The following is a 26,007-nucleotide window of genomic DNA, read 5'->3' on the forward strand; positions in this document are numbered from 1 at the left end:
CGGATGTTGTTGTTCCAATCATGAATACTGTAAACACGTCTCGTTTTACTAAACGTACTGCGCTTGGCGCACTGCTCGCCATTAGCGCCTCTTCCTTTGCCTATGCCGAAGATATCAATCTTAAAACGATGATCCCCGGCGTCCCGCAAATCGATGCTGAATCCTACATCCTGATTGATTACAACTCTGGGAAAGTGTTGGCGGAAATGAATGCCGACACGCGCCGCGATCCGGCCAGCTTAACGAAAATGATGACCAGCTACGTGATTGGTCAGGCCATTAAATCAGGAAAAATCAGCCCGAATGACATCGTTACCGTCGGTAAAGATGCCTGGGCAACCGGCAACCCGACTTTCCAGGGTTCTTCCCTGATGTTCCTGAAGCCGGGCGACCGCGTTCCTGTCTCCCAGTTAAACCGCGGCATTATCCTGCAATCCGGTAACGATGCCTGCGTCGCGATGGCCGACTACGTTGCTGGCAGTCAGGATGCCTTCGTTAACCTGATGAACGGTTACGTGAAAGCACTGGGGCTGAAAAATACCAATTTTGAAACCGTGCACGGTCTTGATGCACCGGGCCAGTTCAGTTCGGCACGCGATATGGCCCTGATCGGTCAGGCGCTGATCCGTGATGTGCCAGAAGAGTACGCGACCTACAAAGAGAAAGAGTTCACGTTCAACAATATTCGCCAGCCTAACCGTAACGGTTTGCTGTGGGATTCCAGCCTGAATGTTGACGGCATCAAAACGGGCCATACGTCATCAGCCGGCTTTAATCTGGTCGCCTCGGCAACAGAAGGTCAGATGCGCCTGATTTCGGCGGTACTGGGCGGACGTAACGCTAAAGGACGCGAGTCAGAAAGCAAGAAACTGCTGACCTGGGGCTTCCGCTTCTTTGAAACCGTCGCGCCATTGAAAGCAGGCAAAGAATTCGCTTCTGAGCCCGTCTGGTTTGGCGACAGCGACCGCGTTGCGCTGGGCGTTGAGAAAGATGCCTACCTGACCATTCCGCGTGGCCGTATGAAAGATCTGAAAGCCAGTTATGTTCTGGATAATACGGAACTGCATGCGCCATTAGCCAAAAATCAGGTTGTGGGTTCTATCAACTTCCAACTGGATGGCAAAACCATCGATCAGCGCCCGCTAGTAGTCATGAACGAAGTGAAAGAAGGCGGGATCTTTGGCCGCATGATCGACTACATCAAACTGATGTTCCATCACTGGTTCGGCTAATCCCCCCTTGTATGGGGCCAAAACGCCCCCATATAAATACCATCCATAACTCCCGCACAACGCGGGAGTTATATTTTTTAGTATAATGTCGTTATGTCAGTGCTAATACCGATGTATTACCCTCTCTGGAGCGCAAATGAAAACCAAATTAAACGAACTGCTTGAATTCCCCTGTGTTTTTACCTACAAAGTCATGGGCGAGGCAAAACCAGAGTTAGTCGATCTGGTCGTTGAAGTGGTACAGCGTCATGCGCCAGGCGATTACACGCCGCAGATCAAACCCAGCAGCAAAGGGAATTATCACTCGGTTTCCATCACCATCACGGCGACTCACATTGAGCAGGTGGAAACGCTGTACGAAGAACTGGGCAACATAGACATCGTGCGCATGGTTCTGTAAGGCATATAGTTCTGTAAGCATCGAGCTGTAAGAAGAACGGGCGGGAAAATTGGCGAATGCGGAATAATTTTATACTACATAGTTTTATACCGCATAGTTTTGCATAGGACTGTTCGCTGACGCTTCCCGCCGTTATAATCTCCCCCACCTTTCCTTAACCTGAAGATGACACACTTGCTACAGGATAAGATCATCGTACGCCAATTTGACGTACAGCCGTATGACCCCGTCTCTCTGGCGATGCATAATTTCACCGACCGACGTGATGATAAAACCCCAGATGAAATCTGGCTGGTTCAGCATCCCCGCGTATTCACGCAGGGTCAGGCAGGCAAAGCCGAACATGTCCTCATGCCCGGTGACATTCCCGTGATTCAGAGCGACAGAGGCGGTCAGGTAACCTACCACGGCCCCGGTCAGCAGGTCATGTACGTGTTGATTGACCTGAAGCGTCGCAAGCTCGGCGTTCGTCAACTTGTCACCGCCATCGAAAACACCGTGATTGGCACGCTGGCACATTTCCAGATTGAAGCCCATGCGCGCCCTGATGCACCCGGCGTCTATGTGGCTGAACGTAAAATCTGCTCGTTAGGGCTGCGTATTCGTAAAGGCTGCTCTTTCCATGGACTGGCACTCAACATTGCCATGGATCTCTCCCCTTTCCTGCGTATTAATCCGTGTGGTTACGCCGGTATGGAGATGGCGCAACTCAGCGATCTGGTGCCGGGCGTCACGCTGGATGACACTGCCCCCGTGCTGGTGAATACCTTTTTACAGCTAGTCGGCTATTCCGCACCCGAATTTGTCCCGTGGAATCTGGACGTTCAGGGTGAGCCACTTCCTGGTTAATGCATTTCATCCTGTTAATAAAAATCAGTCAGTTAGACGATCGTTTTTTGATAAATTACATTTTATTCACATAATTTCTTCATTTTGATCGCGCAAAGGCTGATTGTGGTTAGGCAAGATGATATAATTTTTATAGTTTTTTAAAAAAAAGTTTAACTAAAAACATAATCCTTTGAATTTGAATTACAAATTTAAAGAAACGATTCAGAACTGGAACTTACGCAAACATGAGTAAACCGATTCAGATCGAACGCGGCGTCAAATACCGCGATGCCGATAAGATGGCGCTAATCCCGGTACGTACCGTCGTCACCGAACGCCAAGAGCTTCTGCGCAAACCTGAATGGATGAAGATTAAGCTTCCGGCGGATTCAAGCCGTATTCAGGGAATCAAAGCGGCCATGCGCAAAAACGGGTTGCACTCAGTTTGCGAAGAAGCGTCCTGTCCGAATCTGGCGGAGTGTTTCAACCACGGTACCGCCACCTTCATGATTCTGGGCGCCATTTGTACGCGTCGCTGCCCGTTCTGTGACGTTGCCCACGGCCGCCCGCTTACGCCGGATGCCAATGAGCCTGAGAAACTGGCACAGACCATCCATGACATGGGCTTACGCTATGTCGTGATCACCTCCGTTGACCGTGATGATCTGCGCGACGGTGGAGCCCAGCACTTTGCAGACTGCATTAGCGCTATTCGCCGCAAGAACCCGAATATCCGCATCGAAACGCTGGTGCCAGACTTCCGTGGTCGTATGGATCGCGCGTTAGAGATCCTGACCGCCACACCGCCAGATGTGTTCAACCACAATCTGGAAAACGTACCGCGCGTTTACCGTCAGGTTCGTCCTGGTGCGAACTATGAGTGGTCACTGAAGCTGCTGGAAAACTTCAAAAAAGCGCATCCAGATATCCCAACCAAATCTGGCCTGATGGTTGGATTGGGGGAAACCAATGCTGAAATCGTGGAAGTGATGCGTGACCTGCGCCGCCACGGTGTGACGATGCTGACGCTGGGACAATATTTACAGCCGAGCCGCCATCACCTGCCAGTACAGCGCTACGTCAGCCCGGATGAGTTCGATGAGATGAAGGCCGAAGCGATGGCGATGGGCTTTACCCACGCTGCCTGCGGTCCATTTGTTCGCTCGTCCTACCATGCCGACCTACAGGCAAAGGGCATCGAAGTAAAATAAGCGCTCATACATATTTACACATTTTTTGTGTGGAATAAAAAACGGACGGCTATTGCCGTCCGTTTTGCTGTGTGAGATGCGATCAGGATTCTTTACGAGAAGAATCATTCAGCGCTGTCGTATCATCCGTCTTCGCCGGTTGATCGTCATTCATCGCCTTCTTGAAGCCTTTAATCGCCGCGCCCAAGTCACCGCCGAGGCTACGAAGTTTATTCGTACCGAACAGCAGAATGATTAATGCGCCAATCACCAACAGCTTGGCAATACTGATACCTTCCATACAAACCTACCTGATTTACAGAGGCTGGAGACGCCAGCAAACGAGACTATTCTCTTCTCTACAAAGCACGCTGTAGAAAAAATCTTCAGTGCTTTATACTCTAAATAATTCGAGTTGCAGGAAGGCGGCAAGAGAAGGAATCCCGATGAGCTTACTCAAGTAAGTGATTCGGGTGAGTGAATGCAGCCAACGCACATGCAGCTTGAAGTATGACGAGTATATGTAAAACCTTACGCAGCAGGGCACAATTAGCATCTGTAACAAAGTAAGACGCTGCAAAAGTGCTTTCGCCCGCATTCAGATTGCTTTACAACTTTCGCCCCGACATCACTACAAAAATCCCGTCTGACGGCGTACACTTTCCCTACTAAAGCGGAGATGACATTCCTCCCTACCCTCGCGCAGCCAAAACGCTGACAGCCTTAAAAACAGGGTACAACCGCCACTCGGCTAATGATGTCTACGTCCACCTCGCAGAGAGGGCGTAGCGTCCTGCCCAACACTCTCCGAGATAGCAAAAACAATCTAGGTAAAAGCAACCCAAGAAAGGTTTCTATGTTTAGTACATTACTCGCGGTATTTATTGGTGGTGGAGTCGGTAGCGTGGCGCGCTGGCAGTTGGGTGTGAAGTTTAACAATCTGTATCCAACGCTGCCGCTGGGCACGCTGCTTGCCAACCTGATTGGTGCTTTCGTTATTGGCGGCGCGTTAGCCTTCTTCCTGCGCCATCCTCATCTCGATCAAGACTGGAAAATATTGATTACCACCGGACTGTGCGGCGGATTAACAACGTTTTCGACCTTTTCTGCAGAAGTCGTCATGTTCCTACAAAGCGGGCAGCTAGCGGCGGCGGGGTTGCATGTGTTGTTGAATCTGGCGGGTTCGTTGCTCATGACCGCACTGGCGTTTACTCTGGTCACGTGGGTGACAACGCACTGATGTCATGTGGAAATTGATAGCACGTGGAAATTGAAGCAAAAAAAACCCGCCATAGGCGGGTTTTTCACGAAATCGGTATAATTAAATAGCGTTAACGTTAGCAGCTGAAGGACCTTTGGCACCGTCAGTGATTTCGAACTCTACACGCTGACCTTCAGCCAGAGTTTTGAAACCATTGCTCTGGATGGCAGAGAAGTGTACGAACACGTCTTTGCTACCATCTTCAGGAGTGATGAAACCGAAGCCTTTAGACTCATTGAACCACTTAACACTACCTTTAATCTTAGACATCAAACTTACCTTTACATGAATGAAAGACACAAAATCTGTGTCAGGTACAGTACAGCAATAGATTGGCCTTTTGTCCAGTTGAAGTTGGATAAAAAGTGATAAAAGTCGCTAAAAATGTATACCCCGCAACTCCGCTGTCCTATTTTAACCCGATGCAGAACGCAGAGAGTTCAGTTCTGGCCGATTCATCACTTTTTACGATATGAAGGAAGGCACCATGGTAAACAAAACGCTGGGTCTGATCGGGGGCATGAGTTGGGAATCCACGATTCCGTATTACCGCATTATCAACGAGTATGTGAAGAATCAACTTGGCGGCCTACACTCCGCTAAAATCATCCTGCACAGCGTGGATTTCCACGAGATCGAACGGCTGCAGTCACAAGGTGATTGGGAGCAATCAGCCGCCGTACTCGGCAATATCGCGGTGGGATTACGTCAGGCAGGCGCAGAGGCGATCGTCATCTGCACCAACACCATGCATAAAGTGGCCGATGACGTTGAACGAGCCTGCCAGCTTCCCCTTTTGCATATTGCTGATGCTACCGGTACCAGTCTGAAACAACATGGATTGAAGAAAGTCGGTTTGCTCGGAACCCGCTACACAATGGAGCAGGATTTCTATCGCCAGCGCATTCAGGAACGATTTGGCGTGGAGGTGATGGTTCCTGACCATAAGGGGAAAGAAGCCGTTAATCGCATCATTTACGACGAACTGTGTCTGGGGAACATTAACGACGCATCAAGGCAGGTCTATCGGAACATTATCCAGCAGCTTGAACAGCAAGGCGCGGAAGGCATCATTCTGGGTTGTACGGAGATCCCGCTATTAATCAGTGCCCAGGATGCGAAGGTTCCTCTTTTTGATACCAGCAGGCTCCACGCGATTGCCGCTGCGAAATTTGCGCTTAGCCAGCCATCGTCATGAATTAGTTAGATAAAATAAAATTCATACGCAAACTAATAATAGCCTCTTTTATTTACTCAGGTTTCCCCTTTTCACAAAGAAAAAAAGCAGCATTGAGAGACTCAACACTGCTTTATTCGTATGATTTTATTCCTGGTATGGTATGCAATGACTAACAGTACTTCTCGTTATTATTTACGTAACATTGCTTCAATAAAATCTTTCCAAGTACTCACTTCTACTTCTACCATGCGAACCTCTTGGTGATTAACGGCGACGCATTATATGCACACTTTTTAATCAGGTAAAAGTGTTATGAAAGTATAAAAATCATACTTCCTCACATTTCTGCAACACAGTTCACAGTAGATCTCCCCGCCTTTTTTCGGCATGCTGGGCTATCGCACGATTAAGCTCAGTCAGGCTGTGCTGTCCTGAACAGCAATCGTCATGCAACCCAATAAGCAGAAAGGATTTTATCCCTATGGCGCTGACCATGTACGGCATCAAAAACTGTGACACTATAAAGAAAGCGCGCCGCTGGCTGGACGAGCAACAGGTAGCCTATCGCTTCCACGACTACCGTGCCGACGGTCTGGATGAACAACAGCTCCAGCGTTTTATCGACAAATTGGGGTTTCAGGCCTTACTCAATACGCGCGGAACGACATGGCGCAAGCTCAGCGAAGAATGGCGTGAACGGATCAACAGCGATACCAGCGACAGCGCAGAGGCCGCCAAAAACTTGATGCTGGAGCAACCAGCGGTGATTAAACGGCCGTTACTGATGACCGATGACGGCCACGCGCTGCTTGGTTTCAGTATCGATAGCTACCAGAAATTTATTGCGGAGAACAAATAACGTGTCTTGCCCAGTCATAGAACTCGCTCAACAGTTAATTAAACGCCCCTCCCTCAGCCCGAATGACGAGGGTTGCCAGGCGCTCATGATTGAACGCCTGACGGCGATTGGCTTTACCGTCGAAGCGATGGATTTTGGCGATACCCAGAATTTCTGGGCATGGCGCGGCACAGGGAAAACGCTGGCCTTCGCCGGACACACCGATGTGGTTCCCAGCGGTGATGAAAGCCACTGGCAGCATCCACCGTTTGAACCCATCATTCGTGACGGCATGCTGTACGGTCGCGGCGCGGCGGACATGAAAGCTTCACTGGCTGCGATGGTGATTGCCGCCGAGCGCTTTGTCGCCGCCCATCCTAATCATCAAGGGCGTCTGGCGTTCCTGATTACCTCGGACGAAGAAGCCAGCGCCGTTAACGGCACCGTAAAAGTGGTTGAGGCGCTGATGGCACGCAACGAGCGGCTGGACTACTGTCTGGTCGGCGAGCCGTCCAGTACGCATGTTGTGGGCGATGTGGTAAAAAACGGCCGTCGTGGTTCTATCACCGCGAATCTGCGCGTACACGGCGTGCAAGGGCACGTTGCCTATCCTCATCTGGCAGACAACCCTGTTCACCGTGCAGCTCCGGCGCTTAACGAACTGATCGCAACCGAGTGGGATCAGGGTAACGCCTTCTTCCCGCCAACCACCATGCAAATCGCCAATATTCAGGCAGGCACTGGCAGCAATAACGTCATCCCCGGCGAGCTGTCTGTGCAGTTCAATTTCCGTTTCAGCACCGAATTGACGGATGTCTTAATCCAGCAGCGTGTGGCTGAATTACTGGATCGCCACCAGCTTAATTACACCATCGACTGGACGCTCTCCGGCCAGCCATTCCTCACCGCACGCGGCGATCTGGTCGATGCCGTGGTGAATGCCGTCAAACATTACAACGAGGTCACCCCAGAGCTGCTGACCACTGGCGGCACCTCCGATGGCCGTTTCATCGCTCGCATGGGCGCGCAGGTCGTTGAACTGGGGCCCGTTAATGCCACGATTCACAAAGTCGATGAATGCGTCAGCGCAGCAGACCTACAGCTACTGAGCCGCATGTATCAGCGCATTATGGAGCAGCTCATCGCATGATGACGCCAGCTACGTTAACCGGTAAAAGCGACCAGCATCTGGTCGCTTTACACGGCCACCATCGTCTTCAGCCGGAGGCGGTAACCGCGTTTCTGGCGCTACAGCAGGCGGCAAAAACGGCGGGATTTAACCTACAGCCTGCCAGTACGTTTCGTGATTTCGAGCGCCAGCGTCAGATCTGGAATGGCAAATTTCGCGGCGAGCGCCCTGTTATGGATGCCAACAGCCAGCCGCTGGACGTGTTATCTCTGGAGGAAGGCGAGCGCTGTGAAGCGATTCTGCGCTGGTCCGCCATGCCCGGTTCCAGCCGCCACCATTGGGGCAGCGATCTCGATATCTACGATCCCGATTTATTACCCGCAGGCCGTTCGCTCCAGTTGGCGCCGTGGGAATATGAAGAAGGCGGTTACTTTGCCGCACTGAACGCGTGGCTGAGTGCACACATGCATGAATACGGTTTTTATCGGCCTTATGCGCACGATCTCGGCGGTGTCGCAGCCGAACTCTGGCATATCAGCTATTATCCACTAGCACAGTATGCGGAAGAACAGCTGACACCCGACCTCATTCTTGCCGCCTGGCAAAATGAAGACATTGCAGGCTACCACTGGCTTTACCAGAACTTGCCGCAGCTGTTTACCCGTTATATTCATAATGTTGATGAGGCGTAACCATGGCATGGCTGGCTGATTACTGGTGGATAATTTTGATTGTCCTGATAGGCATGCTGATTAACGGCATCAAAGAATTGCGCAACGTTGACCATACGCGTTTTCTGCTCAACAAACCGAAATTGCCCCCGCATCGTGACAACAACGACAAGTGGGACAAGGAAGAAGACGAAGACTGGCCGAAGAAAAAACCCTGACACCTATCATCGCCAAACCGCCTGCGCGCGAGCTAAGCCCCGCGCGGCAGGCGGTTTGGATGTTTACCCTTCCGTTAAAACGCTCACGTCTGCTAAAACGTTTCCCAATTCGCATTCGATGACCCGGCATGAGCGGGTTTAGGTAACAATGATTTTGGTAATGCAGCAAGAGAAGGTGCGCTCTCGGCACGATGTTCCCGCGCTGCGGCCTGGTCAATCTTGAACACCGCTACCGCGTTCTGTAAATATCTGGCCTGCTCTTCCAATGCCGCCGCAGCAGACGCGGATTCCTCCACCAACGAGGCGTTTTGCTGAGTGACGCGATCCATTTCATTGACCGCCTGCCCAACCTGATCGATCCCTCGGCTTTGCTCATCGGATGCCGACGCGATTTCCCCCATGATATCCGTCACTCGGCTCACGGCCCCGACGATTTCTTTCATCGTGTCACCCGCGTCTTTCACCTGCAAAGACCCTGTATTGGCGCGGCTCACTGAATCATCAATCAGCGTTTTGATCTCTTTGGCAGCCTGAGCACTGCGCTGCGCCAGCGTTCGTACTTCGCCCGCCACCACGGCAAAGCCTCGCCCTTGCTCCCCGGCACGCGCCGCTTCTACCGCCGCATTCAGCGCCAGAATATTGGTTTGGAAGGCGATGCTATCAATCACGCTGGTGATGTGGGCGATTTTTTGTGAACTGTCGGCTATCTCATTCATCGTTTTCACAACATTATCGACGACAGTGCCGCCTTTATTGGCTGTTTCCGACGCATTTTTTGCCAGCAGCGTAGCCTGACGCGCGTTGTCTGAGTTCTGCTTCACCGTTGAGGTCAGTTGCTCCATGCTAGCCGCCGTTTCCTGTAGCGATGCCGCCTGTTGCTCCGTGCGCGAAGACAGATCGTTACTGCCCACCGAAATTTCACTGGCCCCAGCGTGGATGGAGTGGGAACTGTCGCGCACCAGACTGACGGTGCGGATTAATGACTGCTGCATATGATGTAGCCCTGCCGCAAGCTGGCTCATCTCGTTACGACCGGTCGCATCGATAGGATGTGTCAGATTGCCCTCAGCAATCGCGCTGATATGCCGCATGAGCGTACGCAGCGGATGCAAAAGAATACGCTGCAACCCGATCCAACTGAGGATAATCACCAGCACGACAACCACAGAGAGTGCCCCCAGAAGCCACAGCATCGTTTCAAATGCCGCGTGATTTTCCTGTAGCCCGTCATCTGACAGCTGGTTTTGCGCCGCTCGCCACGTAATATAGGCGTCCTGCATAGCCACGTTCAGCGGCGTCGCACCGCTACTTAATTTCATCGCCGCCCCCGCTAACCCACCGGAAAGCGAATCAACGATATCATTCAGTAGCTTGTCGTAAGCGGTATAGCTCGCCTCAAGCTTTTTGGATAACGCTTCATCCAGCCCAGGCGTATTAGGCAGAGACAAATAGTGTTTATAACTACTCTCTGAGGCGGCCAATTGCGATTTTGCTTGCTGTAAAAGAGCCTGCATAGCCTCTTTATCCGCATTCCCCATCATCATGTTTTGTATAATAGAACCGATAGCGATGCGCGTCTGATTCATCATAATCCATGCATCGGTAAAGGCAGCTACATTCTGGTTAGAGCGTTGGGAGACAAGGAATCCCTCTCTGTCGTTAATCAGTGCGCGAACGGATAGCGCACCGGTTAAGAATTGAGATATCCCCAAAACAAACAATAAGATAACAAGGATGGTAATGACTTTAATACGCTTAAACATGGCACACCCTCTTTTTCCATAAGGATGTGATATTTATATCTGAAAAAATAAGATAAATATTGAACACTCAACACAAATAAAAACATTGCCTATATTATTTAACATCCCAATATGGACTATATTATTTTTAATATGGATAAAATCTCATTTCTAAAAATAGAGTCTCCATTTTGAATAGAGAAGTGAAAGAATGAGCAATAAGATAATTTGATGGAATAAAGATTAAGTCATTCGAGTGAAATGATAAAGCGTGAACGGGTTGAACAGCGCAAGGCGTTGATCCTTTAAAGCCAGCCCATAAAGAACTGGGCATTTAAGGGAACCAACGCACACGCAGCTTGAAGTATGGCGGGTATAGCGGGATAGATTTTTATTTGAGGTAAGACAACGCCTGTTTCAACATCCGCTCATCAATGCCGTGTCCGACAGCGGGAGCAACATCCAACGTAAACGACGTCCCCAGTTCCTGAAAGCGCTGAGCGGCAGCGTGAGCATGTCCAACCACAATCACGCCGTCCGCTTCACCGTGAATCAGGTGTACCGAGACATCGGCAAATGCCTTTTCTGGCAATACCGCAAAGCGGCCGCTGAACGCGATAATGTGCCCAGCCAGCGAGGATTCAGACTTCAACGCCTCCAGCGACATAATACTGCCCTGCGAGAAGCCCACCAGCACGGTGTGTTCCGCACTCATACTGCTTTGCACCTGCCAGTGGCGTACGGTATCAACAAAGCGCGGCAGGTTTGCTTCAATGCGGGAGATACGATTCTCTTCCGTGATTCCCTGAACAGAAAACCACTGTCGCCCGTCGCCATAGCCGCTGCTGAACGGTCCAGCAATGCTGACCACCATCGCCTGCGGCAATGCGGCGGCAAAATAGCGCCCAATCTGTGCCATACCCGCGGCGGTATCGCCCACGCCATGAAACAGCAGGATTAACCGATTTGCTTCCGAAGGCTGCTGAACAACAACATAATCTTGACTCACGTTTCTCTCCTGAAGGCATGCGCCGAAGGCGTCACCTGCCGATATTCGTCATAAGGTACGGTTAATCCTCACTATACGCCGTGCACTAACAGGAGAAATCGGGAATTACTGAACGAGATGTTCCATTTTTTGCAACGACAGACAGGGATGCTCGCCCCTCCCTGTCAGTGCGGTTTGATAATCCGGATCGTTGAGGCCGGATCGTTCGCTAGGCAGCGAGCTGGGCGTACCGGCCGTTTAACCAGTTCTCCGCCGCAGTTCGGGCAGGCGTGGTGAAAGACGGAATCCGCACAGTCAGGACAGAACGTACACTCATAGGAACAGATATACGTTTCTGCATCCGGCGGCAAATCACAATCGCAGTGCTCACAGTTAGGGCGTAATTCCAGCATCGGCTTATCCTGACTCAGCAAAAATAATGGGTTTCTCGCTGTCACTTTCCTGTGGTTATTGCACAAAGATCAGTGAAGGGGAATGAAGTTCTTTTCTACCAGAAACTGCCCTTCATGCAAATAACGTTTATTCACCAGAATAACGCCTCTCATTAGCGGCAATTGGCTTTCCAAATCCCTGTTTCTTTGGGAGGCGGTTCCATGTTCTAAAAATACAGGGAAAATAAAATGACAGCAGCGCGGCGATTCTCATTAAAAAGAACCGTTTCATTAAAAAATCACGTATTCAGGCAATCAATCATCGCGGCCAATATCAGTCTCGCATTGCTGATGTTGGCAGGCTGCGGCAGTGGTGGAGGTGGCGGCGGTGAAACCGCCAGCGTCGCGCCAACATCGCCGCCCACAACGACACCGACTACGCCGACTACGCCAACCACACCTACGACGCCGGAAACGCCGACAGCATCCGCCGTTAAAGTCGGGATTATTGATTCCGGGCTGGAAGCGGCTCGCCCAGAATTTAATTACAGCAATCTCCATTTCACCTCTTTTGTCGGCGGTTCACAGCTTAACGATAATCAGGGCGTTAACGGCCACGGCACACTGGTGGCACTGGCGCTGGCAGGTCTGGCGACGGAAAGCTATGCGGGAGGCGTCGCACCGGACAGCGAACTCTATATTGCGCAAACATCGTTGAACAACCGCTTTGACTATCAAAACACTACCTCCGCCGTGAATTGGCTGCTCAATTCAGGCGTGAAAATCATCAACATGTCCTATGCGAACGATGAGCGTCTGACAACCGCCGAACAACTGGGCAACGCCAGAAACAATTTTGGCTATCTTTTAATCCGTAACGAATTGAAAAGCATCGTCGATGCGGAAGCGCTAAGCATTGTCGCCACGGGGAACAATGCCACCTCCACGCCGTCACCCAATGTCCAGATCCCACTGATTTTTGGCGAGACCTCGCTGCAAAAAGGCATTTTGGCCGTTACGGGCTACATCCCCGAATGGGTCGGGCAGGAAGGCACTGAACGCCCTGCTGAACTTTATCTTTTTGATAAGTGTGGCAATGCTGCCGCCTATTGCATGAGTGCGCCAGGCTATGTTGATTATCCCGTTTCGGACAGCAGTTCTTCAGAACGAGCTCACGGTACCTCCTTCGCGGCTCCACGCGTTGCAGGCGGTGCTTCGCGGGTACAGGCCGTCTACCCGTGGATGACCGGATATAACCTGCAACAGACGTTGCTCACTACCGCGACCTACCACACCGATGGGTATACTCGCTACGACGCAGAGAATTCTTACTACGAAATCATCCGAGACAGCGACGGCAACGTCACAGGAAGTGTTTTCCATCCGGCCTATATTTCGGTAGCCGACACCGCCAACGGACGCCCTTATAACGATACCTTTGGCTGGGGCGATCTGAACGTCGAAAAAGCGGTAAAAGGCCCGGCCATGTTTTATGCCGATAACTTCACCGCGCGTTTAACCGCAGGCGACTATACGTTCGCTAACGATATCAGCGGCGATTACGGCCTGATCGTTAACGGTGCCAGCAATGCGGGAGGCGTTCTGCATTTGACTGGCAACAACACCTATAAAGGCGATACGCAAATCACCGCTAACAGCCTGTACGTTGACGGCTCCATTGCGGGCAACGCCAGCGTATCCGGCTCCGGCACGTTGGCAGGAAAAGGCCGCATTGGCGGTAATGTGAGTAACACGGGTCTTGTTGCCACTACCGCAGACGGCGGGCTGACCGTCGCCGGCAATTACACTCAGGGCAGCAACGGCCTGCTGAGCGTAACGCTAGCGAATCCGTTCACCGTGGAAGGCAGTGCAGCACTGGATGGCACATTGCGCGTTGGCCTGCCCAGCAATACCTACATCGTCCAAACGCAGGAAACACTGCTGCACAGCAATCAGGGTATCAGCGGCGCGTTTCGCACTACCGATCTCGGGCTGTTCCTGACGGGGAACCTGACTTATGGCAGCAACGATGTCACAGGCGCATTCAGCCGCCTGAACACCGTAGAGGCAGCCACCAGCAGCGGCTTGCACAGCGCCGCACAATTGCAGACCGCTGCCAATATCGAATCGGCGCTACAGGTTGCCGACCGTTGGTCAACTTTGTCCTCAACCAACGAGCAGCAATCCAGTTTGCTGGCGAAAGCTGCCGCCTTCCAGCAGTTAGGCAGCGCGAGTGCCGCCGCTACCGCGCTGGATTCGCTATCCGGTCAGGCACACGCCTCCAGCAACGCCATTTTGTTTAACAGTCTGGATTATCAGAACCAGCTCCTGAACAACCGACTGGATCTGTTAGGAAGCGGGAAAAACTACGGGCTGTGGATTGAAACCGGCAAGCTGCGCGGCGACCTGAATCAATCAGGCTATCTGGGCAGCCATTACGATATCACCCTGACCGCCATCGGTACGGACACCGACTTCAACACGCCGGGGCTGCGCGCTGGGATTGCCTATACCAACAGCCAGATCAAAGCAGACTACGACGGTAGCGGCGGCAGCAGTGAGAATGAACTGCACGGGGTGATGACCTATGCGCGCTATAACCTCACGCCAGAATGGTACGTTCAGGGCAACCTGAGCTATCAGCACGGCCGCGATAAGCTGAAGCGCTCTATCCTGCTGAACAATGTCGAAGCCGTTTCCAGCAGCACCTCAAGCGATAGCTGGCAGAGCCTGCTCAAAACCGGCTACGCGTTGGCGCTCAACGATATCTTTAGCATACAACCCTATGCAGGACTCAAGTACAGCTACCTGTCCACTGGAGGTTTTACGGATACCGGCAGCGCATTGGGTCTGACAGGCGAAGGCAACGATTATTCCCGTACCGTAGGCCTGACAGGGCTTAACCTGCGCGCCCTGCTGCAATGGAATCAGGGATGGTGGAGCAGCGTCGGCGTGAGCGGCGAGTATCAGCATGCGTTCACCAACCCATCGCTTGATGTCTCCGCCCGCTGGAGCGGACTGGGCCGCGAAGGAGAACGCCTCGATATTCCGGGCATTCGACTGGACAAAGATTCGCAGTGGGCGGGCGTGAGACTGGACGTTGGTAAAGCGGCGGATGCCCGTTTCTTCCTGCGTGCTGACAAACACTTTGCCGATCGTGGTAACGAAGAAGTGCTGCGCGGCGGCGTCGACGTTTCCTTCTGATAACGCATGACGCCGATGGCATCATGCGTCGGCGTCTTTTTGAGGGGAAGAATGCCGCTTGGTTTTTTGATAATGTGCTGCAAAAATTCGTAGGTCGCCCCCGAGAATGTAAAGTGTGATGATCTGGGTAAGATAAGGAAGAGCGAGATGACACGTGAAAGAGATGAAATTTATCAGCTCGTGGGCGAGCTGTTGAGGGGCATTCAACATGGCGATCCCGTTGCTCTATTCGCTTTTGGCGTAAGCCCCACGATTTACGAAGAGATTCTTGAAGAACTGGATAGTGCGCAAGAAAATCTGGCAGATTTGACACTTCCACCTTATGACGTTGCCTTTACCGCTGATAAAACGGGCAGGATACCCCTGTGCAGTTACGAGATTGACACCGACCCTCTGCGAAAGAGAGTCGATTGCCAGTTATGGTCTGGAAAGAAAAAAACCGACCTCACACTCATTGCCGATTACCCGGATAAACAGAAGAAAGTGCCTCTGGTTTTCCGACTCTTGGAGACGCAGTAATCCAATCCCTATTGGGTACGCCGATCGGGCATCCTGTAACCATGTGGATAAACCATAGGCATTAACCGATCGGACAGGGGGCCCTAAAAATATCACTCGCCACGCCCGGCAAGGCCACGCTCGCCAAAACCCCTATCAGCACGTTGATGCTGCGCCGCGTCATAGCCTGTTTGCGTTTCCCATTCATCATGATTATCACTTTCAGCTAACGGTGTCAGATGCAGGTGATGAGTATGCAAGGCGGCCAGCGCTTCCCGATGCGCGACGCTGATAATGGCGCTGTCCGGCAAGCCAGTGACCAATGCCTGATAAACCCGCTGCTCGGTCTCAAGATCGAGCGCGCTCGTCGCTTCATCCAGGAAAAGAAAGTCGGGACGATGCAGCAATGTCCGGGCGACCGCCACTCGCTGCAGCTCGCCGCCGGATAACCGCTGCTGCCAGCGATCTTCGACATTCAGTTGCGAGGCCATGTCCGGTAATTCACTGTCAATCAGTACCTGACGACACTGCTCGTCAGTGAAGTCCTGCTCGTTAGCGGGGTAGCACAGCGCGGCTTTCAGCGATCCCGTTGGAAGGTAGCTTTTTTGCGGTAAAAACAGAGAGCGGCAGCGGCGAGGACGCGTAATCGCCCCGCTACCGTGATGCCATAGCCCGGCACAGGCGCGCAGCAACGTGCTCTTACCCACGCCGGACGCGCCGTTAATCATCCAGCGTTCGCCGGGTAAAACCTGCCAGTCGTATAATGCCGTCAGCGCACGACCATCCGGCGTGAGCAGCCGTAAACCCTGACAGGAAAATTCAGATCCATCGTGTTCCGTCACCCGAATAGGCGATGGCGACTGTTCGCTTTTATTCAGCGCTTCTTCCATATCCTGTAAACGTTTGGTCAACGCCAGCCAGCGCGTGAAGGCCTGATACGCCTGCATAAAATAGCTCAGCGTCGCACCAAGAGAGCCGTAAGCCATCTGAATTCGCGTCAAATCACCAAAGGAGATCTCTCCACGCAATAGCTGCGGCAGCGCCAGTAGCGTCGGTAACGGTGAAAGGAAATGGCTAAACAGGCTCTGACCAAACGACACCTTGAAGCCGCGCAGCAGCACGGACAGCGCATTGTCACGCACGCGCGCAAACCGCTGGGCAAGCCGTTCGCCTTCGCGCGGCCCTCCCTGATAGAAAGCAATCTGTTCGGCATTTTCACGTAATTGAACGCCCAGAAAGCGGAAGTCACCTTCCGCATTCTGCTGGTTCATGTTCAGCTTGATCAAAGCCTTACCGAGCCAGTGCGACAGCAAAATCTGGAGAAAGTATTCGATATAAAGGGCATAGACCATATAGCCGGATATCGCCCAGTCGCTGCCCATAAACGAGAAGCGCAGCACCCCAGACACCGACCACAGCAGTGCCGTGTACGTTACGGTACTGATGACGACCGAGATAAGACTGAGGAAAAAATTCAGCGAGGCGGACACCAGCTCATTAACGTCATCGGCAATACGCTGATCGATATTCGACAGCGCACCGTCCCTTTCTATTTCGTAATAAGCCGATGTCCCCGTCCAGCGCCGGATATAGTGGAGCGTCATCCAGGTACGCCAGCGCAACGCCAGATAGCCTTGACCGAGTACGTTTACCCATCTCAGCATCATGGCACTCAAACCGAGGATGAAACTGAAGATAAACAGTGGCTTTATTTGCTCCCAATCCAGCCCAATCAGCGCGTCGGTGAATTTCCCCGATATACGGTTCGCCTCCACGCTGATGTAGGCCGTACCCAAATTGATGCTAATAATCACCACCAGAATAAACAGCGCCAGATACTTCTCCGGCGTCTGCCAATAGGGCATCAGAATCTGACCGATGCCCGGTCTTGTCGTACTCGTCTCACTTGCGTTCATGCGCCGTTTCTACCTGCTGATTCGTGTGAATGACCGTTCTCGTCATTTGTCGAACGGATTGGTCGAACGGATGATCAAAACGAATACGTCCCGGTGAGACGCCACGTCCGCCCTTCCTTCACCCCGATATACAGTGGCGTGGTGCTGGTGTAGTAGATATCGCGATCGAAGACGTTATTAACCCCTAGCGTCAGCGACCAGTCAGGCTGGCGATAGAACACCGATGCATCGGTTGACGCCGAGCTGCCGATACTGAAGGCGTTATTGCTCGGACCGTTCTGCGTTTTCGATGAACCGCTGATACCGACTGAGGCACCCGCCCCCTGATAGCGCCCAGACTGCACTTCATAAGACGTCCACACGTTTCCAGAGTGGCGCGGCGTAATCGTGCTGCGAACGGTGGTAGGATCCTTGTTATCCGAATAGGTATAGCTGGCCGTGACGTCCCATCCCGGCAGCAAAGAGCCGTTCAGATCCACGTCAAAACCTTCACTTTTGCGTCCCGTTGTTGCAATCGGGAAACCACTACTATCCGTTACCGTCAGGTTTTTTTGCTCAATGCTGAATACGGCTGTCGTCAGCGTCAGGTTATCGTCGAGCAGGTTGAATTTCAGCCCGGCCTCTTTAGACTGCCCCGTTGTTGGCGGAAGCTGGACACCAGAGCGCGAGACCTGCGCACTGCCGCTAAAGCTATTCAGCAAGTTGGCGTAAATCGTCACGTCCGGTGTGATATCGAAGCTGACGCCATAGTTGGGGATCCATTTGGTCGCGGTATACGTCGAGGCACGCGATCCCACCAGATAGCTGTTGTCCCATGTCGAACGTTTAACGGCCAGTTGGAAATGCAGGCGGTCAAAGACGTCAATCTGATCCTGGAACAAGAAACCGCTTTGAATCAGTTTGGAGGTATACGTCCGGCTGTTCGGTTCACCGATGCCGGGGAACACTAATGAATCCGGGTTATAGACATTGCCATTAGTCATCAGGATGAAATTGCCGTCATAGCTGGCATAACGTTCATGCTTATAGTCATGACCGAATAGCAGCGTCTGGGTGACTGGCCCAGTTTCGATTTTCCCCCGAATGTCATTTTGTTGGCTCCACGTCTGATTGGTGGATTTATAAGCCAGCGGGTGGCTGGTTTTGTCGCCATTAGCGGCAATCAGCAGCGTTTCGTTCATCTTCATCTGAGACGCGGCGCTCTGAAAACCGGCTTTGCTATTGAACGTCCAATCGCCGACGAGCTTTTGCTCCAGCTCATAATACGCATTCGTCGTTTTTGTCTTGTTATGATCGTCTTTATCGCCCAGACGATATTCCGGCAGCTTCTGTATTCTCCCGTTGGCGTAAATCGTCCCGGCTGGCCCCGACTTACGCGCCTGATTCACTTCTGCGCCAACCGTGATCCGCGTCTTGTCATTCTGCCAGGTCAAGGCGGGGGCTAAATAATCGCCGTGGTTGCCGTTGTAATCAGGAAAGGAATGCTGAGATTTCATGGTTGAGGCGTTCAAACGGTAGCTAAGCGATTTGTCATCCGTAATCGCGCCGCCCAGATCGATAGCCGTTTTGAATTCTCCGTAACGCGCCGCTTCTACCTTGAGAACATGCAATGGCTCTGTGACCGGCTTTTTACGCACGACGTTAATCGTCCCTGCGGCGGAACTGCTCCCCGCCAGCACCGACTGCGGCCCTTTCAGCACTTCTACCCGTTCGATGCCTTCAATCGCCGTCCCCTGGCCGATACCCGCATTGCTGGATCCCGACAAGCCATCCGTCGCACCGGACGTCACAGCATAGCCGCGCATCCAGTACGTAGGCGTGCCACGGTTTGACTGAATGGTGACCACGCTACCTGAGTTTTTTAACGCATCTTCCAGCGACGTTGCCTGACGGGCGTTAATCAGCTTATTACTGATCACTTGCACCGACTGCGCCGTTTGCTGCAACGATGTACTGGTGCGTAATGCCGAAGACGACGTGCTGGGGTTCAATACTGTTTCATCTTCACTCCCCGCACTGACCGTAATCGCGGGCAGCGTTTTGTCGCTGGCCTGCGCCACTTCTGCATCATTGGCACGAGAAGAAACAATGGTCAGCGTGCCATTGTCCGTCGTCGTCAGTAATAAAGGCGTGCCTTGTAATAAACTCAGAATCGCCTGGCGCGTCGAATAATTACCATTCAGCGCGGCACTCTGGTAATTCGCCACCAGCGCAGGATTAAAAGAGAGCGTTTGTTTGCTTTGGTTGGCGATAGCCAATAAGCCTTTTTGCAGATCGCCCGCCGGAATAGCAAAAGCGATCGTGTCATTTTCACCGGCGGCGTAGACGCTAACAGGAACGGCCGTCGCCCCCATGAATAGCGCAGAATGAATCGCCAGCATATTCGTGAAAAATAAGCGTTTCTTAAAACTTAACCCCAGAGCGGGAGAGGCAGCATTACGTTTTTTCATTTTTCCCTCGTCAATTGCTTCAACAAATCAGTTTTTATTGGTCTTCGTATGATTTGTGCAATGACGATGAAAAAGTGACAGCAGGAAGTCATTTTTTCCCGTAATTATTTCTCAAACCAATATAAGAGATTGATTTTATAAAAATTTTATTTGTGATTTTTAAATAAAAAAGAAATCAGCTTATTGCCAGCCTAGTTTACTTGCCTCATATCACGCTCCCCGTCTCTCTCTTCTAAGGCAGTGGCATAAAATGAAGCGCTAACACGAAGCCCCCCAGAAATAGCGATTTCCCCATTCCAATCAGCAACAGAACATTTCTAACTAACCATAGAAAAAAAACGTGGTTTGGCTCCTGCAAATTTTGACTTAAAAACAGCACAGGACGCATCGTTCCTTTTGTTCTGCGGCCCTGGGGTATCCCGGCTCAAGCATTGTTGTGATTTACGCTATTTAAGGATGCCCATGTACACAGAGGCTGTTAAAAAACCCGACTTACTGTCGCTGATATTTCGCAGCGATTATCGCTGGCTAACGGAAAAATTACGCCGCCGTATTGCCTACGGCTGTGAAGCGGAAGATGTCGCCTCTGAGGCATTTTTACGTTTAGCGTCTCTGCCGAATCTCGCCAACGTACAAGAACCGCGTGCGATGCTCACTACGCTCGCCAAACGCGTACTGTATGAAAACTGGCGTCGTCGCGATCTGGAAAAATCCTATCTCACGGCGCTGGCAAGTAAACCTGAATTTCACCATCCGTCGCCGGAAGAGCAACAGCTTTTGATGGAAGCGCTGCTCACAATCGATCAGGCGCTGGATGGGCTATCCATCAAAGCACGACAGGCCTTTCTGTTCAGCCAGCTTGACGGCATGACCTATGCCGACATTGCCGTACAGCTCGATGTCTCCGCCAGCATGGTGAGGAAGTATATCGCCAAAGCGCTGACCAACTGCTATCTGGCCACGCAGGACAGCAGTGACTTATAGGTGAACCGCATGGCAAGACGACACATGGACGACCCGATTGCCGAAGAGGCAATTGAATGGATGGTGCTGCTGCGCTCCGGTGAAGCAACCCAGACCGATTACGATGAGTACCGCCGCTGGCGATACGAAAACCCGCTGCACGAGCGAGCCTGCCAACGCATTGAGCGAACGCTGGGGAAATTCCAGCCGCTGCTTGCCGCGCTGCCTCATGAGCCGATTCGTCAGGCGCTCTTAGCACCATCAGGCCGACGGAAAGTCCTGCAATACGGGCTGGGGATGGTGGCTGTCGCGTCGCTAAGCAGCCTGATGTTTAATCAGCATTACCCTCTGTCACCGCTTCTGTCCGACGTAAAAACCGCAACGGCACAGCGCCAACAGGTTCCACTCAGTGACGGCAGTATGCTCATGTTGAACGCGCGTACCGCTGTCGATATCAATGTGCACCCAGAAACGCCAGTGCGCCAGGTTGCGCTACATAACGGCGGTATCTTCGCCAATATTCAGCCAGATACGCAGCGCCCCTTCGTGATCGCCACTGGTATGGGCGATATCGTCGCCCTTCAGGCCAATGTGAACGTGCGTTATGAAAGCGGTGGTATCCATGTCGGCGTGTTGGACAACATCGCCAAAATTACCAACCACGCCGGACAAAGCCTGCGCCTTCACGCGGGTCAGGGTGTCTGGTTCGATCGTTCCACACTCTATCACGTCGCCGTTACGCCGGAATCAGAAACAGACTGGTTACACGGCCGGCTGGAAGTACGCGATCGTTCGTTGGCTTCCGTCATCAGTACGCTACGTGATTACACCCCCGGCATCATCCGGCTGGATCCTGCTATCGCCGATCTGCGCGTCAGCGGGAATTTCCCGCTCGATAATCTGAACTACACGCTGGATTCGCTGGCGCAAACCATGCCTATCGCAATTGTGCATACCACCGATTACTGGATACATATCCGCGCCGCCAGACCGACATAAACGGTAAGCCACAAAAAAACGCCGGGAGCGTTTTTTGACGTCACGACGTGACGGCCCGTCAGGGTGGCAACCAAGGACGGTTGCCACAAAAAAATTTCGCGCGCATGGTGACACTTTTTCTGCCTCGTTGCACATCGTTAATAGAGGTCATCATAGTTCCGTGTTCAGGACTGGATGAAACGTCCGACACCGTAAGCCAGAGCAGCAGAGGAAAATGTGCAACAGGCATCCGTGCAACACCTTTCGTTAAACGCGTGCGTCGACGCGGCTCCCGCCGCACGGCGTGACGTCGCCCCCGCACAGCCGTCGCGAAATGTGACGATGGCTGCCCCCGTTCGGGGAGAAATGGGGAAGATCGCGCTCAGCTTTCTGACGGTCGCGCTGATCCATGCGGGTGTCGCCGCGTTGCTCATCACGCGTACCACCGAATACACACCGATCAATCTGCTTAATCCGGCAGCCAGCATCAGCATTCAGGCCACGATGGTTGAAGCGCCAGAACCCGAACCGATTCCCGAGCCGTCGCCGGAACCACCCGTGCTGACATCAGAACAGGGGGAACGTGAAATTGCACCCGTCCCTGAAAAGCCCATCGTTGAGGAGCAGCAGACGCCGCCCCCGACGGTCAAAAAAGAAGTTCACCAGCCGCCGGTGAAGCCAGTAGTCAAACCGCAGCCCGTCCGACCTAAAACTATCGCCGAGCGTCAGCCTGCGGCTCGTTCTACACCGGAGCCTTCCCCCGCCGCGCCGGAAGCGACACCAGGCCCGCTGACTACCGCCAGCAAAGGCAACCTGATGCAGAACAGTCCGGGTGCACAGCCCAAGCAGGTCGCTTCCGTCGGCTGTGTCGTTCCGCAGCCTGACTACCCTCGCCGCGCCAAACGTCTCCAGCAGGAAGGCAACGTGCTGGTTCGTCTGGTCATTAGCCCAGAGGGACGCTTGATTCGGCACGACATTGCCCGCAGCAGCGGCTATGACGCCCTCGATCAGGCCGCGATTGACGCCGTAGCGCAAGCGCGCTGTACGCCTTACCGCGAAAACGGACAGGCCATTACCGTCATGACGGTTCAGCCAGTCAATTTCCGGCTGACTCATTAAGAAAGAATCCGCGTTGAAATAGCGCATCCGCCGTTTCGCCGACACGCCCGAATCAGGCTATTGCATAAGAGGTCACACATGAACACGTTAGATATCCACCATTTTTGGCAGCAGGGCGATCTTGTTACTCACTCGGTAGCCATCATTCTGCTCATCATGTCGCTGCTGTCATGGACGGTCATGCTGCTCAAAGCACGGCAGCTGTTTGCATTGAACAAGAGCGTGCAATACAGCCGCAATACCTTTTGGCAGGCGACCAGCCTGCAAGAAAGCGTCGAGAAATTTGGCAAACAGCGTTTTAATCCGTTCCGCGATCTGGTGATCGAAGGACATGCGCTGCTGAAACACCCGCACAAATTCTCTTCCACGCTGGGCGGACACGTCGATCTCAGCGACTGGCTGGTACGCGGCCTGAGCAACACGCTGGACACCAACTCAGGGAAACTGCAATCCGGCCTCGGAACGCTGGCCTCTATCGGCAGCACCGCACCGTTTATCGGCCTGTTGGGCACCGTATGGGGGATTTTTCACGCGTTGCAAACCATCAACACCATCGGCCAGCCCGATCTGGCGCAGGTGGCTGGCCCGGTCGGCGAAGCATTGATCATGACGGCATTTGGCCTGTTCGTGGCGATTCCCGCCGTATTAGGGTTCAACGCCATTAACCGCCGCAACCGTATCGTCCTGCATGCCATGAATCGCTTTGCACACGATCTCCACGCTTACCTGCTGACGGGCGCGCGCGTAGATACCAGCCTTAGCGACCTGAATAGCCCCACGCGGTATGAAGCGGCTCACCCCGTTGAACGCTCCGCCTGAAGAGGAACACCGCCATGAGTATGTCATCCCCGTTTGAAAGTCAGGAAGACGCGCTGCTTAACGACATCAACATGACACCGTTTATCGACGTCATGCTGGTGCTGCTGATCGTGTTTATGATTACCCTGCCGGTCATTAACCACACCGTTAAAGTGGAGCTGCCGCGCGCCAGCGTCGAGAAAATCAAGAAAGATCCGCAGGCCGTGGATATCGCGATTACCGCGACGGGGCAGATTAACTGGAATAAAGAAGCGGTTGATGATGCCCAACTGATTGCCAAACTCGATGCGGCCTCAGCCGACGGCACTCACCCGAATATACGGCTGTTTGCCGATCAGGCCGTCGAGTATGGCCGGGTCGCGTATGTCATGACTAACGCCCAACAGCGCGGCCTGAGCAAGATTGATTTCGTCCTGCAACCCGTCAAAACGCCCTAATATCCTCTTTTTCCCTGATGCTTACAGCCTTGTCAGCATCAGGGCACATCATCCAGAACCTATCATCTCTCCCTCATCTAGCCCCTGCGTAAAAAAGTTTCGTCGCACGGTGACGCTTTTCTTTCTTCGTTACACATCATGAGTAGAACACTGTCACGCATGGATACCGAATAATGCCTTCTCTTGATGAATCCCCCGCTCTTGCTATGCCGCAGACCGATACGCTTCAGTCTTTGGCCGGAGACGTGCTGGACTTCGCTGCCGCCAAAGGCGCGAGTCAGGCAGTCGTTAGCGTCTCGCAGGGAAACCGCCGCACGATCCGCGTCAGGAACGGAGATATTGATACGCTGACGCAAAACCAAAGTCGCTTCCTGTCCGTTACGGTCTATTTCGGCCAGCGCGCAGGCACCGTTTCTTCTACCTTGTTCAGCAAAGACGCGTTGCAGGATGCCGTTGGTGCCGCCAGCACGCTGGCAAAATACGCCGATGAAGACCCTTGTAGCGGCCTGCCGGAAACGCAGTATTTTGCCCGTGATATTTACGATCTTGCGCTGCATAACGCTGATACGCTGACGGTTGAACAAGCGCTGTCGCTGGCGCTGCGCGCCGAACAGGCCGCCAATACCGCACATGAGTATGGCTATAGCGAGAGTACGGAAATCACCTCGCAGCTGGGAGACTTTATTCTGGCAAACTCTGCCGGTTTTTCGGCAGGCTACCCTACGTCGCTGCACACGCTGTGGAGCCATACAATTGCTCGTAATGATACACAGCGCCAGCAGGGTTTTTGGCACACCACCGCCAGAGCGCCGTCGCTGCTGGCTCCGCCAGAGGCTATCGGACATACCGCTGCGCAACGTGCGGTAGCACAGTTAGGTGCGCGAAAACTCTCAACCCGCCGCTGCCCGGTCTTGTTTGATGCCCCCATGGCGCACAGCCTGATTCACCATCTGGTCAGCGCGCTGAGCGGCGCGGCGCTTTATCGCTCCACGTCATTTCTGGGGCAGTGCCTCGGTGAGGCAATCACCGCACCACATCTGAGCCTGCACGAAAACCCGTTTATTCCTGGCGCACTGGCTAGCGCCTGCTTTGATGCCGAAGGCGTCGCCGCCTCTCGCCGCCACGTCATTCACGACGGCATCGCACAAGGTTACTTTTTATCAAGCTACAGCGCACGGCGGCTAGGGTTATCTCCCACGGGACATGCGGGTGGTGCCTATAACCTGAGCGTCAGTAGCAGCCAGAACTGCCCCGATGATGACTTGCCGGCGCTGCTGCGCAGCATGCAAAAAGGGCTGCTGGTGACCACGCTGCTGGGAAGTGGGCTGAATCCGATGACGGGCGACTACTCCCAAGGCGTTGCAGGTTTTTGGGTCGAAAACGGCGAAATTCAGTATCCAGTCGAAGAGATCACGATTGCAGGCAACCTGAAAACGCTGCTCCTGAGATGCGTGGCACTCGGTGCGGATATCCACACGCAGGGCAACCTCTCCTGCGGCTCCCTATTGATTGAAGAGATGCAGATCGCTGGGCAGTAATCCTCCCACACCG

The 26,007-nt window shown here is 52.9% G+C and carries 26 protein-coding genes; 18 read left to right on the forward strand and 8 right to left on the reverse strand.

Translation table 11 applies throughout. The features are described 5' to 3' along the window. The first annotated feature begins 20 nt into the window (after positions 1 to 20). From dacA to lipA, 4 genes are all read left to right on the forward strand, one after another. Positions 21 to 1,232 (forward strand): D-alanyl-D-alanine carboxypeptidase DacA, encoded by a 1,212-nt coding sequence (gene dacA / locus JFY74_15275; protein ID QQG27445.1) that lies wholly within the window; start codon positions 21 to 23, stop codon positions 1,230 to 1,232. 136 nt (positions 1,233 to 1,368) lie between these two features. After that, positions 1,369 to 1,632, forward strand: a complete 264-nt coding sequence (locus tag JFY74_15280; GenBank protein ID QQG27446.1) for a YbeD family protein — start codon at positions 1,369 to 1,371, stop codon at positions 1,630 to 1,632. 165 nt (positions 1,633 to 1,797) lie between these two features. Then, positions 1,798 to 2,481 (forward strand): lipoyl(octanoyl) transferase LipB, encoded by a 684-nt coding sequence (lipB, locus tag JFY74_15285; GenBank protein ID QQG27447.1) that lies wholly within the window; start codon positions 1,798 to 1,800, stop codon positions 2,479 to 2,481. Between the two features lie 227 nt (positions 2,482 to 2,708). Then, positions 2,709 to 3,674: a lipoyl synthase gene (lipA, locus tag JFY74_15290; GenBank protein ID QQG27448.1), complete on the forward strand. Its 966-nt coding sequence runs from the start codon at positions 2,709 to 2,711 to the stop codon at positions 3,672 to 3,674. Between the two features lie 82 nt (positions 3,675 to 3,756). Here the strand turns inward: lipA and tatA are convergent, their stop codons facing one another. Then, positions 3,757 to 3,954 (reverse strand): Sec-independent protein translocase subunit TatA, encoded by a 198-nt coding sequence (gene tatA, locus JFY74_15295; GenBank protein QQG27449.1) that lies wholly within the window; start codon positions 3,952 to 3,954, stop codon positions 3,757 to 3,759. Positions 3,955 to 4,509: 555 nt separating this feature from the next. On the opposite strand from tatA, the gene crcB reads away from it, so the two are divergent. Then, positions 4,510 to 4,893 carry a fluoride efflux transporter CrcB gene (gene crcB, locus JFY74_15300; protein ID QQG27450.1) on the forward strand — a complete coding sequence of 128 codons (384 nt, stop codon included), beginning with the start codon at positions 4,510 to 4,512 and terminating at the stop codon, positions 4,891 to 4,893. An 81-nt stretch (positions 4,894 to 4,974) separates the two neighbouring features. Here crcB and cspE read toward each other — a convergent pair whose 3' ends face one another. Next, positions 4,975 to 5,184 carry a transcription antiterminator/RNA stability regulator CspE gene (gene cspE, locus JFY74_15305; GenBank protein ID QQG27451.1) on the reverse strand — a complete coding sequence of 70 codons (210 nt, stop codon included), beginning with the start codon at positions 5,182 to 5,184 and terminating at the stop codon, positions 4,975 to 4,977. 217 nt (positions 5,185 to 5,401) lie between these two features. Here cspE and JFY74_15310 point away from each other — a divergent pair, with 217 nt between their 5' ends. Continuing rightward, on the forward strand, positions 5,402 to 6,112 hold the full coding sequence (locus JFY74_15310) for an aspartate/glutamate racemase family protein (GenBank protein ID QQG27452.1): 711 nt from the start codon (positions 5,402 to 5,404) through the stop codon (positions 6,110 to 6,112). Positions 6,113 to 6,282: 170 nt separating this feature from the next. Here JFY74_15310 and ypfM read toward each other — a convergent pair whose 3' ends face one another. Beyond that, positions 6,283 to 6,342 (reverse strand): protein YpfM, encoded by a 60-nt coding sequence (ypfM, locus tag JFY74_15315; protein ID QQG30555.1) that lies wholly within the window; start codon positions 6,340 to 6,342, stop codon positions 6,283 to 6,285. 233 nt (positions 6,343 to 6,575) lie between these two features. Here ypfM and JFY74_15320 point away from each other — a divergent pair, with 233 nt between their 5' ends. From JFY74_15320 to JFY74_15335, 4 genes are read left to right on the forward strand one after another with little or no spacing between them, the layout of a single operon-like run. Beyond that, positions 6,576 to 6,953 (forward strand): ArsC family reductase, encoded by a 378-nt coding sequence (locus JFY74_15320; GenBank protein ID QQG27453.1) that lies wholly within the window; start codon positions 6,576 to 6,578, stop codon positions 6,951 to 6,953. A gap of 1 nt (position 6,954) precedes the next feature. Further along, a complete protein-coding gene (gene dapE, locus JFY74_15325) occupies positions 6,955 to 8,082 on the forward strand; it encodes a succinyl-diaminopimelate desuccinylase (protein QQG27454.1) in 1,128 nt (375 codons plus the stop codon). Next, entirely contained in the window at positions 8,079 to 8,753 is a 675-nt protein-coding gene (locus JFY74_15330) for a M15 family metallopeptidase (protein QQG27455.1), read from the forward strand. The genes dapE and JFY74_15330 overlap by 4 nt, the downstream gene beginning before the upstream one ends. Before the next feature lie 2 nt (positions 8,754 to 8,755). Continuing rightward, complete coding sequence (locus JFY74_15335) at positions 8,756 to 8,950, forward strand: YpfN family protein (protein ID QQG27456.1); 195 nt, start codon at positions 8,756 to 8,758, stop codon at positions 8,948 to 8,950. 92 nt (positions 8,951 to 9,042) lie between these two features. On the opposite strand, the gene JFY74_15340 is transcribed toward JFY74_15335, so the two are convergent. The 3 genes from JFY74_15340 to JFY74_15350 form a co-directional block, all read right to left on the reverse strand. Further along, positions 9,043 to 10,713: a Tar ligand binding domain-containing protein gene (locus tag JFY74_15340; protein ID QQG27457.1), complete on the reverse strand. Its 1,671-nt coding sequence runs from the start codon at positions 10,711 to 10,713 to the stop codon at positions 9,043 to 9,045. A 370-nt stretch (positions 10,714 to 11,083) separates the two neighbouring features. Then, entirely contained in the window at positions 11,084 to 11,701 is a 618-nt protein-coding gene (gene ypfH / locus JFY74_15345) for an esterase (GenBank protein QQG27458.1), read from the reverse strand. Positions 11,702 to 11,865: 164 nt separating this feature from the next. Beyond that, entirely contained in the window at positions 11,866 to 12,093 is a 228-nt protein-coding gene (locus JFY74_15350) for a DUF1272 domain-containing protein (protein QQG27459.1), read from the reverse strand. A gap of 228 nt (positions 12,094 to 12,321) precedes the next feature. Between JFY74_15350 and JFY74_15355 the strand changes: the two genes are divergently transcribed. Together JFY74_15355 and JFY74_15360 are read left to right on the forward strand one after the other, a co-directional pair. Further along, a complete protein-coding gene (locus tag JFY74_15355) occupies positions 12,322 to 15,276 on the forward strand; it encodes an autotransporter domain-containing protein (protein ID QQG27460.1) in 2,955 nt (984 codons plus the stop codon). A gap of 147 nt (positions 15,277 to 15,423) precedes the next feature. Next, the gene (locus JFY74_15360; GenBank protein QQG27461.1) at positions 15,424 to 15,795 is read left to right on the forward strand and encodes a hypothetical protein; all 372 of its coding nucleotides are present in this window, start codon (positions 15,424 to 15,426) and stop codon (positions 15,793 to 15,795) included. A gap of 92 nt (positions 15,796 to 15,887) precedes the next feature. On the opposite strand, the gene JFY74_15365 is transcribed toward JFY74_15360, so the two are convergent. Both JFY74_15365 and JFY74_15370 read right to left on the reverse strand, forming a co-directional pair. Next, positions 15,888 to 17,690, reverse strand: a complete 1,803-nt coding sequence (locus JFY74_15365; protein QQG27462.1) for an ABC transporter ATP-binding protein/permease — start codon at positions 17,688 to 17,690, stop codon at positions 15,888 to 15,890. A gap of 74 nt (positions 17,691 to 17,764) precedes the next feature. Further along, complete coding sequence (locus JFY74_15370) at positions 17,765 to 20,140, reverse strand: TonB-dependent receptor (GenBank protein ID QQG27463.1); 2,376 nt, start codon at positions 20,138 to 20,140, stop codon at positions 17,765 to 17,767. Positions 20,141 to 20,602: 462 nt separating this feature from the next. Here JFY74_15370 and JFY74_15375 point away from each other — a divergent pair, with 462 nt between their 5' ends. The 6 genes from JFY74_15375 to JFY74_15400 all read left to right on the forward strand — a co-directional run bounded on the left by JFY74_15375 (position 20,603) and on the right by JFY74_15400 (position 25,994). Continuing rightward, positions 20,603 to 21,124 carry a sigma-70 family RNA polymerase sigma factor gene (locus tag JFY74_15375; protein QQG27464.1) on the forward strand — a complete coding sequence of 174 codons (522 nt, stop codon included), beginning with the start codon at positions 20,603 to 20,605 and terminating at the stop codon, positions 21,122 to 21,124. A 24-nt stretch (positions 21,125 to 21,148) separates the two neighbouring features. Next, entirely contained in the window at positions 21,149 to 22,102 is a 954-nt protein-coding gene (locus JFY74_15380; protein ID QQG30556.1) for a FecR family protein, read from the forward strand. Between the two features lie 216 nt (positions 22,103 to 22,318). Next, positions 22,319 to 23,200, forward strand: a complete 882-nt coding sequence (locus JFY74_15385) for an energy transducer TonB (GenBank protein QQG27465.1) — start codon at positions 22,319 to 22,321, stop codon at positions 23,198 to 23,200. Positions 23,201 to 23,278: 78 nt separating this feature from the next. Beyond that, positions 23,279 to 24,019, forward strand: coding sequence for a MotA/TolQ/ExbB proton channel family protein (locus JFY74_15390; protein QQG27466.1), 741 nt, complete (start codon positions 23,279 to 23,281; stop codon positions 24,017 to 24,019). A gap of 14 nt (positions 24,020 to 24,033) precedes the next feature. Next, a complete protein-coding gene (locus JFY74_15395) occupies positions 24,034 to 24,456 on the forward strand; it encodes a biopolymer transporter ExbD (protein ID QQG27467.1) in 423 nt (140 codons plus the stop codon). Between the two features lie 173 nt (positions 24,457 to 24,629). Then, positions 24,630 to 25,994, forward strand: a complete 1,365-nt coding sequence (locus tag JFY74_15400; protein QQG27468.1) for a peptidase U62 — start codon at positions 24,630 to 24,632, stop codon at positions 25,992 to 25,994. The last annotated feature ends 13 nt before the right edge of the window (positions 25,995 to 26,007 follow it).

The sequence above is a fragment of the Pectobacterium carotovorum genome (assembly GCA_016415585.1).
In the GTDB taxonomy this organism is placed as follows: domain Bacteria; phylum Pseudomonadota; class Gammaproteobacteria; order Enterobacterales; family Enterobacteriaceae; genus Pectobacterium; species Pectobacterium carotovorum_K.

Coding starts and splice junctions, on each gene's coding strand:
- dacA (QQG27445.1), top strand. CDS start 21: ATGAATACTGTAAACACGTCTCGTTTTACTAAACGTACTGCGCTTGGC.
- JFY74_15280 (QQG27446.1), top strand. CDS start 1,369: ATGAAAACCAAATTAAACGAACTGCTTGAATTCCCCTGTGTTTTTACC.
- lipB (QQG27447.1), top strand. CDS start 1,798: ATGACACACTTGCTACAGGATAAGATCATCGTACGCCAATTTGACGTA.
- lipA (QQG27448.1), top strand. CDS start 2,709: ATGAGTAAACCGATTCAGATCGAACGCGGCGTCAAATACCGCGATGCC.
- tatA (QQG27449.1), bottom strand. CDS start 3,954: ATGGAAGGTATCAGTATTGCCAAGCTGTTGGTGATTGGCGCATTAATC.
- crcB (QQG27450.1), top strand. CDS start 4,510: ATGTTTAGTACATTACTCGCGGTATTTATTGGTGGTGGAGTCGGTAGC.
- cspE (QQG27451.1), bottom strand. CDS start 5,184: ATGTCTAAGATTAAAGGTAGTGTTAAGTGGTTCAATGAGTCTAAAGGC.
- JFY74_15310 (QQG27452.1), top strand. CDS start 5,402: ATGGTAAACAAAACGCTGGGTCTGATCGGGGGCATGAGTTGGGAATCC.
- JFY74_15320 (QQG27453.1), top strand. CDS start 6,576: ATGGCGCTGACCATGTACGGCATCAAAAACTGTGACACTATAAAGAAA.
- JFY74_15330 (QQG27455.1), top strand. CDS start 8,079: ATGATGACGCCAGCTACGTTAACCGGTAAAAGCGACCAGCATCTGGTC.
- JFY74_15335 (QQG27456.1), top strand. CDS start 8,756: ATGGCATGGCTGGCTGATTACTGGTGGATAATTTTGATTGTCCTGATA.
- JFY74_15340 (QQG27457.1), bottom strand. CDS start 10,713: ATGTTTAAGCGTATTAAAGTCATTACCATCCTTGTTATCTTATTGTTT.
- JFY74_15350 (QQG27459.1), bottom strand. CDS start 12,093: ATGCTGGAATTACGCCCTAACTGTGAGCACTGCGATTGTGATTTGCCG.
- JFY74_15355 (QQG27460.1), top strand. CDS start 12,322: ATGACAGCAGCGCGGCGATTCTCATTAAAAAGAACCGTTTCATTAAAA.
- JFY74_15360 (QQG27461.1), top strand. CDS start 15,424: ATGACACGTGAAAGAGATGAAATTTATCAGCTCGTGGGCGAGCTGTTG.
- JFY74_15365 (QQG27462.1), bottom strand. CDS start 17,690: ATGAACGCAAGTGAGACGAGTACGACAAGACCGGGCATCGGTCAGATT.
- JFY74_15370 (QQG27463.1), bottom strand. CDS start 20,140: ATGAAAAAACGTAATGCTGCCTCTCCCGCTCTGGGGTTAAGTTTTAAG.
- JFY74_15375 (QQG27464.1), top strand. CDS start 20,603: ATGTACACAGAGGCTGTTAAAAAACCCGACTTACTGTCGCTGATATTT.
- JFY74_15380 (QQG30556.1), top strand. CDS start 21,149: ATGGACGACCCGATTGCCGAAGAGGCAATTGAATGGATGGTGCTGCTG.
- JFY74_15390 (QQG27466.1), top strand. CDS start 23,279: ATGAACACGTTAGATATCCACCATTTTTGGCAGCAGGGCGATCTTGTT.
- JFY74_15395 (QQG27467.1), top strand. CDS start 24,034: ATGAGTATGTCATCCCCGTTTGAAAGTCAGGAAGACGCGCTGCTTAAC.
- JFY74_15400 (QQG27468.1), top strand. CDS start 24,630: ATGCCTTCTCTTGATGAATCCCCCGCTCTTGCTATGCCGCAGACCGAT.